This is a genomic window from Mesorhizobium erdmanii, from assembly GCF_013170725.1.
Taxonomy (GTDB): domain Bacteria; phylum Pseudomonadota; class Alphaproteobacteria; order Rhizobiales; family Rhizobiaceae; genus Mesorhizobium; species Mesorhizobium erdmanii.
The window spans coordinates 749,516-764,439 of record NZ_CP033361.1; the positions used below are offsets into that span (position 1 = coordinate 749,516).

General features: G+C 64.6%; 13 protein-coding genes. 7 read left to right on the forward strand and 6 right to left on the reverse strand.

Annotated elements, in window-relative coordinates; genetic code table 11:
* The first annotated feature begins 36 nt into the window (after nt 1-36).
* From EB233_RS03505 to EB233_RS03515, 3 genes are all read left to right on the forward strand, one after another.
* On the forward strand, nt 37-2,409 hold the full coding sequence (locus EB233_RS03505; RefSeq protein WP_064990065.1) for an aldehyde dehydrogenase family protein: 2,373 nt from the start codon (nt 37-39) through the stop codon (nt 2,407-2,409).
* 182 nt (nt 2,410-2,591) lie between these two features.
* Complete coding sequence (locus EB233_RS03510; protein WP_027052851.1) at nt 2,592-3,323, forward strand: SDR family oxidoreductase; 732 nt, start codon at nt 2,592-2,594, stop codon at nt 3,321-3,323.
* A 178-nt stretch (nt 3,324-3,501) separates the two neighbouring features.
* Nucleotides 3,502-4,347: a fumarylacetoacetate hydrolase family protein gene (locus EB233_RS03515; RefSeq protein WP_064990064.1), complete on the forward strand. Its 846-nt coding sequence runs from the start codon at nt 3,502-3,504 to the stop codon at nt 4,345-4,347.
* A gap of 179 nt (nt 4,348-4,526) precedes the next feature.
* Here EB233_RS03515 and EB233_RS03520 read toward each other — a convergent pair whose 3' ends face one another.
* The 6 genes from EB233_RS03520 to EB233_RS03545 form a co-directional block, all read right to left on the reverse strand.
* The gene (locus EB233_RS03520; RefSeq protein ID WP_064990063.1) at nt 4,527-5,525 is read right to left on the reverse strand and encodes an ABC transporter ATP-binding protein; all 999 of its coding nucleotides are present in this window, start codon (nt 5,523-5,525) and stop codon (nt 4,527-4,529) included.
* A gap of 16 nt (nt 5,526-5,541) precedes the next feature.
* On the reverse strand, nt 5,542-6,603 hold the full coding sequence (locus EB233_RS03525; protein ID WP_064990062.1) for a Gfo/Idh/MocA family protein: 1,062 nt from the start codon (nt 6,601-6,603) through the stop codon (nt 5,542-5,544).
* Nucleotides 6,600-7,439: a carbohydrate ABC transporter permease gene (locus tag EB233_RS03530; protein WP_027052846.1), complete on the reverse strand. Its 840-nt coding sequence runs from the start codon at nt 7,437-7,439 to the stop codon at nt 6,600-6,602. Before EB233_RS03530 ends, EB233_RS03525 begins: the two co-directional genes overlap by 4 nt.
* Before the next feature lie 10 nt (nt 7,440-7,449).
* The gene (locus EB233_RS03535) at nt 7,450-8,379 is read right to left on the reverse strand and encodes a carbohydrate ABC transporter permease (protein ID WP_027052845.1); all 930 of its coding nucleotides are present in this window, start codon (nt 8,377-8,379) and stop codon (nt 7,450-7,452) included.
* A 254-nt stretch (nt 8,380-8,633) separates the two neighbouring features.
* Nucleotides 8,634-9,893 carry an ABC transporter substrate-binding protein gene (locus EB233_RS03540; RefSeq protein WP_064990061.1) on the reverse strand — a complete coding sequence of 420 codons (1,260 nt, stop codon included), beginning with the start codon at nt 9,891-9,893 and terminating at the stop codon, nt 8,634-8,636.
* Between the two features lie 47 nt (nt 9,894-9,940).
* Nucleotides 9,941-10,855: an N-acetylmuramic acid 6-phosphate etherase gene (locus EB233_RS03545; protein WP_064990060.1), complete on the reverse strand. Its 915-nt coding sequence runs from the start codon at nt 10,853-10,855 to the stop codon at nt 9,941-9,943.
* A gap of 198 nt (nt 10,856-11,053) precedes the next feature.
* Here EB233_RS03545 and EB233_RS03550 point away from each other — a divergent pair, with 198 nt between their 5' ends.
* Genes EB233_RS03550 through nagA form a run of 4 tightly spaced genes read left to right on the forward strand, consistent with a single transcriptional unit; the run spans nt 11,054 to nt 14,914 of the window.
* The gene (locus tag EB233_RS03550) at nt 11,054-11,935 is read left to right on the forward strand and encodes a glucosamine kinase nucleotide-binding domain-containing protein (protein WP_064990059.1); all 882 of its coding nucleotides are present in this window, start codon (nt 11,054-11,056) and stop codon (nt 11,933-11,935) included.
* Nucleotides 11,932-12,714 carry a GntR family transcriptional regulator gene (locus tag EB233_RS03555; RefSeq protein ID WP_064990058.1) on the forward strand — a complete coding sequence of 261 codons (783 nt, stop codon included), beginning with the start codon at nt 11,932-11,934 and terminating at the stop codon, nt 12,712-12,714. The genes EB233_RS03550 and EB233_RS03555 overlap by 4 nt, the downstream gene beginning before the upstream one ends.
* Entirely contained in the window at nt 12,711-13,745 is a 1,035-nt protein-coding gene (locus EB233_RS03560; RefSeq protein WP_064990057.1) for an SIS domain-containing protein, read from the forward strand. The genes EB233_RS03555 and EB233_RS03560 overlap by 4 nt, the downstream gene beginning before the upstream one ends.
* Nucleotides 13,742-14,914, forward strand: a complete 1,173-nt coding sequence (nagA, locus tag EB233_RS03565; RefSeq protein WP_064990056.1) for an N-acetylglucosamine-6-phosphate deacetylase — start codon at nt 13,742-13,744, stop codon at nt 14,912-14,914. Before EB233_RS03560 ends, nagA begins: the two co-directional genes overlap by 4 nt.
* Nucleotides 14,915-14,924: the final 10 nt, after the last annotated feature.

Consider the following 14,924-nt stretch of genomic DNA (forward strand, 5'->3'; position numbering starts at 1 on the left):
CCTTCCCATCAAGGGGAAGGGTGAAGGAGGCACCCCATGAACATTCTCGACCGCTATCACGCCATGGAGTACGGCCCGGCGCCGGAAGCCCGCAACGAGGCCGATGCGTGGCTTGCCGCGCGCGATTTCGGCAAGGCGCTGTTCATCGACGGCGGCTGGAAGGCGGCCAGCGGCGGCAAGACCTTCGAGACCAGCGAGCCCTCTTCCGGCAAGCTGCTGGCCAAGGTTTCCGACGCCGGTGCGGCCGATATCGACGCGGCGGTTTCGGCCGCGACCAAGGCGCTGCCCAAATGGGCGGCATCCTCGGGCTACCAGCGCGCCAAGGTGCTCTATGCCATAGGCCGCGCCATGCAGCGCCATCAGCGCCTGTTCGCGGTGCTGGAGTCGATCGACAATGGCAAGCCGATCCGCGAAAGCCGCGACATCGACGTGCCGCTGGCGATCCGGCATTTCATCCACCATGCCGGCTGGGCGCAGGCGCTGGACAGGGATTTTCCCGGCCATAAGGGCGTCGGCGTCGTCGGCCAGATCATCCCGTGGAATTTCCCGCTGCTGATGCTGGCTTGGAAGGTCGCGCCGGCGCTCGCCGCCGGTTGCACGGTGGTGCTGAAGCCGGCCGAATTCACGCCGCTGACAGCGATCCTGTTCGCCGAAATCTGCGAGCGCGCCGGCGTGCCGAAAGGCGTCGTCAACATCGTCCAGGGCGGACCGCAAGCGGGCGCGGCGATCGTCAACCATCCCGGCATCCAGAAGATCGCCTTCACCGGCTCTTCGGAAGTCGGCAAGATCATCCGCAAGGCAACCGCCGGCTCGGGCAAGAAACTGTCGCTGGAGCTTGGCGGCAAGTCGGCCTTCATCGTCTTCGAGGATGCCGATCTCGACAGCGCCGTCGAAGGCCTGGTCGACGGCATCTGGTTCAACCAGGGCCAGGTCTGCTGCGCCGGCTCGCGGCTCTTGGTGCAGGAAGGCATCGCCGACGCCTTGATCGCCAAGGTCAAGACGCGGATGAGCCGGCTGCGGGTCGGCAGTCCGCTCGACAAGAACACTGATATCGGCCCGCTGGTCGATCTGACACAACTCGACCGGGTCAAGGGCCTCGTCGCCGAAGGCGCCAAGCAAGGGGCCGTCTGCTGGCAGCCGGATGCGGCGCTGCCATCGTCCGGCTACTATCATCTGCCGACGCTCGCCACTGGTGTTTCGCCGGCTAATATCCTGGCGCAGGAGGAGGTGTTCGGGCCGGTCCTCGCGACCATGACCTTCCGCAACACCGAGGAAGCGATCGAGCTTGCCAACAACACCCGCTACGGCCTGGCGGCGAGCGTATGGAGCGAGAATGTCAATCTTGCCTTGCATGTCGCGCCGCAATTGAAGGCTGGCGTCGTCTGGGTCAACGGCACCAACATGTTCGACGCCGCCTGCGGCTTTGGCGGCTATCGCGAAAGCGGTTTCGGCCGCGAGGGCGGGCGCGAGGGCATGTTCGAATATCTCGCGGCAAAACTGCCGCTCGGCCCGGTCATCAAGCCCATGGCGACCTCCGCGCAGCCGGTCGAGCAGGCCGATGGCTCAGCCATCGACCGCACGGCAAAACTGTTCATCGGCGGCAAGCAGGTGCGGCCGGACGGCAATTATTCGCTGGCCGTCGCCACCGCCAAGGGCAAGCTCGCCGGCGAAGTCGGCTTTGGCAATCGCAAGGACATCCGCGACGCCGTCGCCGCTGCCCGCGCCTGCAAGGGCTGGCCGGAAGCGACCGCCTACAACCGTTCCCAGGTGCTTTATTACCTGGCCGAAAACCTTTCGGGCCGCGCCGGCGAATTTGCCGCCCGCCTCGGCGAGCTCACCGGCGCCAATGCCAAGGCCGCGCGGGAAGAAGTCGACCAATCGATCGAAAGGCTGTTCCTCTATGCCGGCCTTGCCGACAAGTTCGAAGGCCGTGTGCACCAGCCGCCGGCCCGCGCGGTGACGCTGGCGCTGCACGAGCCGGTCGGCATCGTCGGCATCGTCGCGCCGGATACCTCACCCCTGCTTGGCCTGATCTCGCTGGTCGCGCCGGCGCTGGCCATGGGCAACACGGTGGTCGCCGTGCCCTCCGAACGCTATCCGCTGCTCGCCACCGACCTCTATCAGGTGATCGAGTATTCCGACGTTCCGGCCGGCGCCATCAACATCGTCACCGGACGCAGCGTCAAGCTGGCTGGCGTGCTGGCCAAGCATGACGATGTCGACGGGCTGTGGGTGTTCGCCGATGCCGAGACCTGCGCCAAGGCGGAGGCAGACTCCATCGGCAACCTCAAGCGCGTCTGGAGCGGCAATGGCCGCACCCTGGACTGGGCATCGGACGAGGCGGCCGGCGATGCTTTCCTGCGCCGCGCCATCGAGGTGAAGAATGTCTGGGTGCCTTACGGCGACTGACACTTCCAGGGGGCCGCAATGATGATCGTGTTCGGGCTTGACGCCCGGACAGATGTTCTTTAACGAGAAAAAACATCTTTATCAGTGAACTGGCACAGGTCGCACGATGGCGCCTGACTGGCACATGACGCCTTCGCCGGCCGCCGATAAAAGCGTTTGACCCAAGCAGGCGAGGACAGGAAATGGCGGATCTGGCAGGCAAGATCGTTGTCGTCACGGCAGCGGCGCAAGGCATCGGCAAGGCGAGCGCGCTGGCTTTCGCCAAGGCAGGCGCCACCGTCCACGCCACCGACATAAACGAGACGCTGCTGGCCGAACTCGCCAAGACGTCGGGAATCAAGACCCGCAAGCTGGACGTGCTCAACGACGAGGCCGTCAATGCCGGCTTCGCCGAGATCGGCAAGGTCGACGTATTGTTCAACTGCGCCGGCTTCGTTCACGCCGGCTCGATCCTGGAGATGAAGGACGCCGATCTCGATTTCGCCTTCAATCTCAACGTGCGCGCCATGATCCGCACCGTCCGGGCGGTGCTGCCGGGCATGCTGGAGCGGGGCGACGGGTCGATCATCAACATGTCGTCGGTCGCCGGCGCCGGAAAGGGCGTGCCGAACCGCTTCGCCTACGGCGTCACCAAGGCAGCGGTCATCGGCCTGACCAAGGCGATCGCCGCCGACTATGTCGGCAAGGGCATACGCTGCAACGCTATCTGCCCGGGCACGGTCGAGAGCCCCTCGCTGCAGGACCGCATGCATGCGCAAGGCGACTACGAAGCCGCCCGCGCCGCCTTCATCGCCCGCCAGCCGATGGGACGGCTCGGCACGCCGGAGGAAATTGCCGACCTTGCCGTCTATCTGGCCGGCGCCACCTACACGTCCGGACAGGCGTATAATATCGACGGCGGCTGGTCGATCTAGGCTCGGGGGCGGGGCTGGTCAAAGGGTCTGAAAATCGTGGTTTTGCGGCAGCCTGACAGTGCATCCGCGCTTGCCCGGCCTCCATCCACTGGATAGGTTTCGCCCGGCTCAGGGACCAGGCCATTGAAACGGCCGAGCGAATTTGGAAACGGCTTCGGCCGCAATCAGGAGAAGATGCATGAAACTGCTGCGCTATGGCGAGGTGGGAAGCGAACGTCCCGGGCTGCTCGATGCGGATGGAACGATCCGCGATCTCTCCGCCCATGTCGCCGACATTGCCGGCACGGTGCTGCATCCGGCGTCGCTGGAGATGCTGGGCAAGCTCGATCCGAAGTCGCTGCCGGTCGTTTCCGGCAAGCCTCGCCTCGGCCCCTGCGTCGCCGGCACCGGCAAGTTCATCTGCATCGGCCTCAACTATTCCGACCACGCCGCCGAAACCGGCGCCACCGTGCCGTCGGAGCCGATCATCTTCATGAAGGCAAGCTCGGCCATTGTCGGCCCGGATGACGACGTGCTGATCCCGCGCGGTTCGGTCAAGACCGACTGGGAAGTCGAGCTCGCCGTGGTCATCGGCAAGACGGCGAAGTATGTCAGCGAAGCCGACGCGCTTGATTATGTCGCCGGCTATGCCGTCGCCCACGACGTTTCCGAGCGCGCCTTCCAGGCCGAGCGCCAGGGCCAATGGACCAAGGGCAAGAGCTGCGACACGTTCGGCCCGACCGGCCCGTGGCTGGTGACCAAGGACGAAGTCGCCGATCCGCAGAACCTGAAGATGTGGCTGACCGTCAACGGCAAGACCATGCAGAACGGCTCGACCAAGACCATGGTCTACGGCGTCGCGTTCCTGGTTTCCTATCTCAGCCAGTTCATGTCGCTGCACCCCGGCGACATCATTTCGACAGGCACCCCGCCCGGCGTTGGCCTCGGCATGAAGCCGCCGGTGTTCCTGAAGGCTGGAGACGTGGTGGAGCTGGGCATCGAGGGCCTCGGCCAGCAGAAGCAGACGTTCAAGGCCGACGTGTAGGCGGGCTAATTTCGCAAGTCTGCGCCGCCCCTCATCTGGCTGCCGCCATCATCTCCCCGTAAACGGGGAGAAGGACTCTGGAATAGAGACGTCGGCGCTGCGTCCAGCTTCTTTCTTCCCGTTTACGGGGAGAATGCCCGGCAGGGCAATGAGGGGCATCGCCCACCTGTCGGCAGATATTACCTGATCGTCTTCCCGTCCGCCCCGAACCGATAGGTCTTCGCCGGATCCGGGGTGGCATAAAGCGTCGCGCCGGGCTCCGCGTCATAAACCCCGAAAATGCGCACCGTAATCAGCCCGGCCTTCTCACAATCGAGATAGAGATTGGTGTCGGCGCCGAGATGCTCGGCATGCACCACGGTGCCCTTCCAGGCACCAGACTTCGGATCGACCGTCAAATGCTCCGGCCGCACGCCGATGGTCTTGGCGGTCTCGCCGAGCCTGCCGCCGTCGATGAAATTCATCTTCGGCGAGCCAATGAAGCCGGCGACGAACTCGTTTGCCGGCGCATTGTAGAGTTCCATCGGGCCGCCGATCTGCTCGATCCGGCCGGCGTTGAGCACGACGATCTTGTCAGCCAGCGTCATCGCCTCGACCTGATCGTGGGTGACGTAGATCATCGTTGCCTTGAGCCGCCGGTGCAACTGCGCGATCTCAAGCCGGGTATTGACGCGCAGCGCCGCATCGAGGTTCGACAGCGGCTCGTCGAACAAAAACAGCTTGGGCTCGCGCACCACGGCGCGGCCGATGGCGACGCGCTGGCGCTGGCCGCCGGAGAGTTCCGCCGGGCGGCGCTCGAGATAAGGTTCCAGCGACAGCATCGAGGAGGCGATGCCGATGCGGCGATCGATCTCCGGGGCGGGCGTGCCGGCCTGTTTCAGGCCTAGGCCCATATTGTTCTTCACCGTCAGATGCGGGTACAGCGCATAGGTTTGAAACACCATGGCGATGCCGCGTTTTGCCGGCGGTGTGACCGAAACGTCCTCGCCGTCGATGAGCACGCGGCCCGAGGTCGAATCCTCAAGGCCGGCGATGACCCTGAGCAAGGTCGACTTGCCGCAGCCCGACGGGCCGACGAAGACGACGAATTCGCCATCCGTCACTTCGAGGTCGATGCCCTTCAGCACCTCGACCGGCCCGAAGGCCTTCTTCACATTCTCGATCTTCAGCGAGCCCACGGCTTCGTTCCTGTCGTTAGAGTTTCACGGCATTGCCGCTGCGCACGCTCTCGTCGGCGGCGAGGCAGACGGCGAGCGACTTCACCGCGTCGTCCATGTGTTTGGTGAGATCCAGGTCTTCGCGGATCGCCTTGAGGACAAAAGCCTGTTCGAGATCGCAGAGGTCCTGATGGCCGGGTTCGCCTGCCATCGACAGCATTTCGTCTTGCCTGACGAATTTGCCGTCGGCGCCGGTCGCCGCGCTGTGCAGGCGGATGGTCGAGGTCTTGGTGTGGGTGTCGATGTCGTCCGACCTCACACCTTCCTTCATGACGATCGACACGCAGCCCTTGGGCGAGATGACGTCCTTCACGAAGAAGGCGGTTTCCGAAATCATCGGCCCCCAGCCGGCTTCGTACCAACCGACCGAGCCATCATCGAACAGCACCTGCAGATGGCCGTAATTGTACATCGACGGCGCCACCTCTTCGGTCAGCCGCACGCCCATGCCGCGCACCTCGACCGGCCTGGCGTCGGTGATCTGCAGCATGACGTCGAGATAGTGCACGCCGCAGTCGACGATCGGCGAGGTCGTCTGCATCAGCTGCTTGTGCGTCTCCCAGGTCGGGCCTGACGATTGCTGGTTGAGGTTCATGCGGAAGACATAAGGGCCGCCGAGCTTGCGCGCCTCGGCGATCAGCCGGATCCAGGACGGATGGTGGCGCAGGATGTAGCCGATCACCAGCTTCTTGCCGTTGGCCTTGGCGGCGGCGACGACACGCCTGGCGTCGGCTACCGTGGTTGCCAATGGCTTCTCGACGAAGACATGGCAGCCGGCCTCGAACGCCTTCACGGCATAGTCGGCATGGCTGTCGGAATAGGTGGCGATGCAGGCAACATCGGGCTTTTCGTCACGCAGCACCTCGTCGAAGGAGCGCCTGATGCCGTAGCCGGAAAGCCCGTCCGGCAGCGGCACGTCGGAGCGGTTGATCAGCGCGGCGATCTGAAAACCCGGATTGGTGTGATAGGCCAGCGCATGGCTGCGGCCCATATTGCCGAGGCCGGCGACCACAACGCGAAGGGGATTTTGCGAACTCACTTGACGGCTCCGGAGGTAATGCCGCGGATCAACTGCCGCGAGAAGATGACGTAGAGGATCAGGACCGGCATGATCGCCAGCGACAGCGCCGCCAGGATGGCGTTCCAGTTGGTGACGAACTGGCCGAGGAACAGCTGTGCGCCGAGCGTTACCGTCTTGGTCTCTTCCGACGGCGCCAGGATCAGCGGGAACCACAGATCGTTCCAGATCGGGATCATGGTGAAGACGGCGACCGTCGCCATGGACGGCCTGACCAACGGCAGCACCAGGCGGAAGAAGATGGTGTATTCCGACAGGCCGTCGATGCGGCCGGCATTCTTCAGGTCGTCGGAAACCTGCTTCATGAATTCCGACAGGATGAAGACGGCGAGCGGCAGGCCTTGCGCGGTGTAGACCAGGATCAGCGCCGTCAGCGTGTTGACCAGCCCGCTCGCCACCATCAGTTGCAGGATGGCGACGGTGCCGAGCCGGATCGGGATCATGATGCCGAGCGCCAGATACAGCCCCATCATCGTGTTGCCGCGGAAGCGGTATTCCGACAGGGCAAAGGCGGCCATGGCGCCGAACAACAGCACGAAGAACAGCGAGGCGACGGTGACGACGAGACTGTTCTGGAAATAGTGGATGAAGTCGCCCTGGCCGATGACGGTGGTGTAGCCGATCAGGTCGAAGGTTTTCGGCGTCGGCGGCGTCAGTGGCGCGCCGAAGATGCCGGCGCGCGACTTGAACGAGTTCATGATCACCAGGATCACCGGAAACAGCGCGATCGCCGTGTAGGTCAAAAGGATCGCGTGGGCGCCGATGGTGCGGGGCAGCGAACGGGTGGCGGTGCTCATCTCTCGCTCCTCAGAACTGATACCGACGCAGGCGCGTCTGGACGAGGAAGAGGTAGACGCAGACGCCGCCGAGGATGATCAAGAACATCATCGTGGCGATCGCCGCGCCCATGTTGGGATCGCCGACCTGCAACTGAAAGCCGAAGAAGGCGCGGTAGAGGAAGGTGCCCAGAATATCGGTCGAATAGTTGGGCCCGGCGAGCGCGCCTTGCGCGGTGTAGATCAGGTCGAAGGCGTTGAAATTGCCGACGAATGTGAGGATCGAGATGATGCCGATCGACGGCAAGATCAGCGGCAGCTTGATCTTCCAGAACTGCGACAGGCCGGTGATGCCATCACATTCGGCGGCCTCGATCACCTCTTCGGGGATCGACAGCAGGGCGGCGTAGATCAGCATCATCGGGATGCCGACGAACTGCCAGACCGAGATCAGGCTGAGCGCGGTCAGTGCATATTGCTCCTTGCCTAGCCACGGCGTGAACAGGCTTTTCAGGCCGACGAAATCCATGAGATGCGGCGCCACCCCCCATAGCGGCGACAGGATCAGCTTCCAGGCGAAGCCGACGATGACGAAGGACAGGATGGTCGGCACGAAGATCGCCGTGCGATAGAAGGCGGCGAATCTCAACCTCGGGCTGGACAGCAATGCCGCCAGCATGACGCCGATCGGGTTCTGCACCAGCATGTGGATGATGAAGAACCAGGTGTTGTTCCTCAGCGCATTCCAGAACCCGACGGACCAGTTAGGATCGCCGAACAAGGTGCGGAAATTCGCCAGCCCGACGAAGACCTGGGACTGCTCGATATTGCGGAACATCGACAGCTGCAAAGTGCCGGCCAACGGCAGGATCATGATCGCCGTGTAGACGAGCACCGCCGGCGCCAGGAAGACGCCGATATGCCAGCGGAACGGTCTTTTCGGTCTGCTATCTGCGGCCATGAGTTCGGTCCCCGCCGTCTCTCGGTTCCAACTGATCGTGATGCTAGATGATGCCTCGATGCACGGCTCAGACATCCTTGCCCGGTTCGGCAAGAATGAAGGCCTGCGACAAGTCAGCTAGCCTTTCCCCAGTAATCCGAGGGTAAGGCCGCGAGGCGGTGCCGACAATCGCTATCTGAACGGATGCACGTCTGAAACCCGGAGTATCCGGAACCGGCCGGGCATGCGCCCAGCCGGCTCCGTTGCCTGAGCTCTTACTTCGCCGGCTTATACCAGCTGTCGAGACCGGTCTGCAGCTTCTTGGCGGCAGCTTCGGGAGTGTCGGTGCCGTTGATGACGTTGGCCGATTCAACCCAGGTCTCGTTTTCGAGGTTCGGCGTGCCGCGTGACAGGATCTGGTAGGTCGAGCGGATCGTCGACTTGCACTTGCCGCGCCAGGAGACGAATTCCTGCGCCAGCGGGTCTGCCATCTTCACCGGCGCGGAGTTCAGGCTGAAGAAGCCCGGCAGCGCGTTGGCGTAGATGGTGGCGAAATCCGGCGAGGCCACCCAGGACAGGAAGGTCTTGGCCGCATCCGCATGCTTGGAGGCGGCATTCAGGCCCATGCCGATATCGGTATGGTCGGAGATGTAGCAGGTGTCGCCGGCCTTCTCGACCGGCGGCGGGAAGGCGCCCATCTTGAACTGGGCCTGGGTGTTGAACAGGCCGATTTCCCATGAGCCGGCCGGGTAGATGGCGGCGCGGCCGAGCGTGAACAGGTTCTGGCTGTCCGGATAGGTCTGCGCTTCGAAGCCGTCGCCGAGATAAGGCTTCCACTTGGCCAGCTCCTCATAAGGCGCGACCCAATCCTTGTCGGTCAGCTTCTGATCGCCCTTGATCAGCGCCGCGCGGCCGTCCTCGCCCTTCCAGTAGTTGGGGCCGATGTTCTGGTAGCCCATGGTCGCGGCTTCCCAGAGGTCCTTGGTGCCCATCGCCATCGGGATGTAGGTGCCGTCGGCCTTGATCTTGTCGAGCGCGGCGAAGAACTCGTCGCGGGTCGTCGGCACCTTGATGCCGAGCTTGTCGAAGGCATCCTTGTTGTAGATGAAGCCGTGGATGACGGACGCCATCGGCACGCAGAAGCTCGCCTTGCCGTCGTCGGTCTGCCAGGCGGACTTGGCCACCGGCGAGAAGTTCTCCATGCCGGGCAGTGCCGAGAGGTCGGCGAGGTTGCCCTTCTTGAACAGTTCGAGCGACTTGTCGAACGGGCGGCAGGTAATCAGGTCGCCCGCCGAGCCGGCGGCGAGCTTGGCGCCGAGTGCAGCGTCATATTCGGTCGGCGCCGATGGCGCGAACACCACCTTGATGCCGGGGTTCTTGGCCTCGAAAGCCGGGATCAGCTTGTCCTTCCAGATGGACAGATCGTCGCCGCGCCAGCTTTCGATGTTGAGCGTTACGTCCTCGGCATGAGCCAACCCGGCCGAGCCGAGAATGCTGGTGCCCAGAAGCAGTGCCGTCAGTAGTTTCGTTGTCATGCTCAGTCTCCCTGTTGACCTTTTTCAGGTTCGGTTTTGATGAGAACCTAGGCTTTAGAGCCCTTGTTCCCCTCGATCGCAGAAAGGGCCGGCCGCAGCTTCTGGCCTGTCCCTTCCAGCAGTTTCTCCGCGGCATCGGCGCTGTCGGCGCCGGCGGCAAGCAAAATGGCGGTCTTGACCGCGCCGCCGCTCTTTTCGAGAAGGCCGGCGGCTTCGTCCTTGCCGCGCCCGCTGATGGCAGCGACGATGCGCGCGGCGCGGTCGCGCAGCTTGATGTTGTCGGCCATGAGGTTGACCATGTAGCCGTCATGGACATGGCCGAGATGGACGGCGGTCAGCGTCGACAGCATGTTGAGCGCGATCTTCTGGGCGGTGCCGGCGCCCATGCGCGTCGAGCCGGCGATCACTTCCGGCGGCGTTTCGAGCAAGATGGCGGTTTGCGCCCGGCGCAGCAGGGCCGAGTCCCTGTTATTGGCGATGCCGATGGTGGCGGCACCCCGGCGACCGGCTTCCTCGATGGCGCGTAGCGCATAGGGCGTCGTGCCGCTGGCGGAAAGGGCGATCAGGCAGTCGCCCTTGCCGATGCCGGCATTGGCGACGGCGGCCGCAGCTTCCTCGGTATCATCCTCGGGGCCGCCGGCCAGTGTCCGGAAGGCGTCGTCGCCGCCGGCGATCAGAATGGCGATGCGGTCGCGCCGAATGCCGAAGGTGCCGGGCAATTCCAGGGCGTCGGCCAGCGCCATCAGGCCGGAACTGCCGGCCGCGGCATAGGCAAGCTTGCCGCCGCTCATCAACCGGGCGGCGATGATCTCGGCTGCCTTGGCGATGGCGGGAATGGCATTGCGGACGGCTTTCGCGGCTTCGATCTGCGCATCGGCCAGCGAAACAAGGATGGCTTCCGGAGCCTGGATATCCAGCCCCTCGGCATTCCTGTGAAGCGCTTCGGTGCGCGTTTCAGCCATCCGTGTTCCTCCAATACCAGGACAATACCAAAAAAATACCACTTGTCCACATGCATTAACGAATTCATTGGGAGGAAATCGCTGAGCCGACGAAATATGCAGGTTTTTCAATAAAATACGGCTTAATCTTTTTGAAACGGAAATTAACCCTTGGCTATTGGTATTTTATTGGTATTATCCGCCCGGAGGAGAAATCGCGTGAAATTCGTGCTCGGCATCGATGGCGGCGGCACCAGTTGCAGGGCCGCCCTGGCAACGGTTGAAGGTTCGGTCGTCGGCCGTGCCAAAAGCGGCGCCGCCAACATCCGCACCGATCTCACCGGGGCGCGGTCCAATATCGTCGACGCCGCGCGGCAGGCCTTCATCGCCGCCGGGCAGGATCCCGAACTGATCCCGCAGACACCGGCCATTCTCGGCCTGGCCGGCGCTAATGTCGGCACCTACCGGCAGCAGCTCGAAGCGATCCTGCCGTTCAGCATCAGCCGCGTCGAAACCGATGCGGAGATCGCGCTCGAAGGCGCCGTCGGCTCCGGTGACGGCGCCATGGCCATCCTCGGCACCGGCACCGCCTATATGGCACGCAAGGGCGGAAAATCGCGCGCCATCGGCGGCTGGGGTTTCCAGGTCGGTGACCAGGGCAGCGGCGCCCGGATCGGCCGCGATCTGCTCGAGCAGACATTGCTTGCCTATGACGGCGTCCGCGCACGCTCGCCGCTGACCGACGCGATGATGGCCATCTTCCGCAACAATCCCGAGGACGTGGTCGAGTTCACCACCAATGCCAAGCCGGGCGACTTCGGCGGCTTCGCGCCCAAAGTGTTCGAGCATGCGCAAAAGGGCGATGCCGTCGCCAACTGGATCGTCGACAAGGCGGTCAGCGATGTCGAGGCCTCGCTCGGTGCGCTCGGTCTCTCCGATGACGCGCCGCTCTGCCTGCTCGGCGGACTGGCGCCGCTCTACGCCTCCCGCCTGTCGGCGCGCTACAAGGCTCTGCTGAGAGAGCCGCTCGACGATGCGCTGGGCGGCGCGGTGCAGATGGCGGTGCGGCTTTTCACCAGACAGGCGGAGGCGGCTCGATGAGCGATGCCGCCGACCAGATCTTCGCCACGCTGAAGCAGGCCTCGCAAAGCGGCGCGCCGCTCTATCTGCAGCTGCGCAAGAGCATCGAGGACGCCGTCAACCGTGGCCTGATCGGGCCGGGCGATGCGCTGCCTTCCGAGCGCGACATCGCCACCAAGGCCGATATTTCGCGCGTCACCGTACGCAAGGCGGTGCAGGACCTGGTCAAGGGCGGCATTCTGGTGCAGCGCCATGGCTCAGGCACGTTCGTCGCGCCGCGCATGGAGCGCGTCGAGCAGTCATTGTCGCGGCTGACCTCCTTCACCGAGGACATGGCGCGGCGCGGCATGGCGGTGCGCTCGGCCTGGCTCGACCGCGGCCTCTATGCCCCCTCGCCCGACGAGATGATGGTGCTCGGCCTGTCGTCGAGCGAACTGGTGGCGCGCGTGGCGCGCCTGCGCATCGCCAACGACACGCCGCTGGCGATCGAACGCGCCTCACTATCGGCCAGCGTGCTGTCCGACCCGGCCGGCATCGGCTCCTCGCTGTACGCGGCGCTGCAATTGACCGGCAACCGGCCGGTGCGGGCGGTGCAGCGCATCTCGGCCGCCAATCTCGGCGACAGCGATGCGCGGCTGCTCGAAGTGCCGCCGGGCATCGCCGGCCTGCACATCGAACGCATTTCCTATCTGGCGAGCGGCAAGGTGATCGAATTTACCCGTTCCATCTACCGGGGCGACGCCTATGATTTCGTCGCCGAACTGCGGCTGACAGGGCCGAGCGAAGAGGGCCGACCATGATCCCCAGCACCACCCATATGCAGCGCGAGATCGAGGAGATTCCGCAGGCTGTCGCCCGCCTGCTCGACGGCTCCGGCGCCGTGCTTGCCGAAGCCGGGCGCGGCATTCGCGAGCGCGACCCGCATTTCGTCGTCACCGTAGCGCGCGGTTCGTCCGACCATGCCGCTACCTTCATGAAATATGCCGTGGAGCTGACCGCGGGCCTTGCCGTCGCTTCGGTGGGTCCGTCCATTGCTTCGATCTATGGCCGCAAGCTGCGGCTAGGCGGTTCGGCGTGCCTGGCGATCTCGCAGTCGGGCAAGAGCCCCGACATCGTCGCCATGGCCGAAACCGCACGCGCCGGCGGGGCGCTGACCATCGCCGTCACCAACACCGCCGACTCGCCGCTGGCACGTGCCTCTGACTATGCGATCGATATCCTCGCCGGGCCCGAGCGCAGCGTCGCGGCAACCAAGACCTTCGTCAATTCCGCTGTCGCCGGTCTTGCGCTAATGGCGCATTCCACGGGCGACGAGGCGCTTCTGGCAGCGCTTGCCCGCCTGCCCGAGCATTTCGGCAAGGCGATCGCCTGCGACTGGATGAGCGTGCTCTCCGAAACCATCGAGAAGCAGAAGTCGCTGTTCATCCTTGGCCGCGGCCCGTCGGCGGCGATGGCCAACGAAGCGGCACTGAAGTTCAAGGAAACCTGCGGCATGCATGCCGAGGCCTATAGCGCGGCCGAAGTCATGCATGGCCCGCTGGCGCTGATCGGCCCCGACTTCCCGGTGCTGGCGCTGGCCGCGCGCGATGCGTCCGAACCGTCCATCGCCGAGGCGGCCGACGGCCTGGCGGCCAAGGGCGCGCCGGTGTTCGTGACATCGGCGCTCGCCAACCGCGCGACCCGCCTTCCGCATGTCGCCACCGGTCACCCGCTGACCGACCCGCTGACGCTGATCGTTTCGTTCTACGTGTTCGTCGAGGCCTTCGCGCGCCACCGTGGCCTCGATCCGGACACGCCGCGCAATCTTCGCAAGGTGACGGAGACCGTATGAGCGATCGTTTTGCCCTGACTGGCGCCCGCATTTTCGACGGCTACGCCTGGCATGAAGACGCCGCACTTGTCGTGCGCGACGGTTTGGTCGAGGCTATTTCGCCTACCGGCGCCATCGGCTCGGATATCCGCGCCGTCGAGACTGGCGGCGGTATTCTGGCGCCAGGCTTCGTCGACATCCAGGTCAATGGCGGCGGCGGCGTCATGCTCAACGATCATCCCGATGTCGCGTCGATCGAAACCATCTGCAAGGCGCACGCGCCGTTCGGCACGACGGCGCTGCTGGCGACGCTGATCACCGATACGCCTGAGATCACCGCTTCCGCGGTTGCCGCTGGCGAAGCGGCGGCGCTGCGGAATGTGCCTGGCTTCCTCGGCCTGCATCTCGAAGGCCCGCATCTGTCGATCGCGCGCAAGGGCGCGCATGACCCGGCGCTGATCCGGCCGATGACGGATGCCGACCAGGCGATGCTGATCGCGGCGCGGCAGAAGCTGCCGGTGTTGCTCACCACGATCGCGCCGGAATCCGTCGAGCCGGCGCGCGTCGCGGCATTGGCCAAGGCGGGCGTCATCGTCAGCCTCGGCCATTCCGATACCGGCTACGCCACTGCCCGCGCCTTCGCCGAAGCCGGAGCGTCCGTCGTTACCCATCTGTTCAACGCAATGAGCCAGATCGGCAATCGCGAGCCCGGACTGGCGGGCGCGGCGATCGACATCGGCACCTTGTCCGCCGGGCTGATCGCCGACGGCATCCATGTCCATCCCGCCACCATCAGGATCGCTCTGGACGCCAAAATGGGCCCGGGCAGGATCGTGCTGGTCTCGGATGCGATGGCGACGATCGGCACCGACATGACTTCGTTCACGCTCAACGGCCGCACCATCTACCGCAAGGACGGGAGCCTCAGGCTTGCCGACGGCACGCTGGCGGGCGCCGATCTCGACATGATCTCGGCCGTGCGCTTCATGCACCATGTCGTCGGCGTCGATCTGTCCGAGGCCTTGCGGATGGCCTCGCTCTATCCGGCACAGGCGGTCGGCCAGTCGCACCGGCTTGGCCGCCTTGCCAAGGGCACGGCGGCGGATATCGTTGCGCTGTCGGACGATCTTGGCATAGGAAGCGTCTGGATCGGCGGCGACAAAATGTTCGAGGCTGTCGCTCCGCACTGAGAGCGAGGCC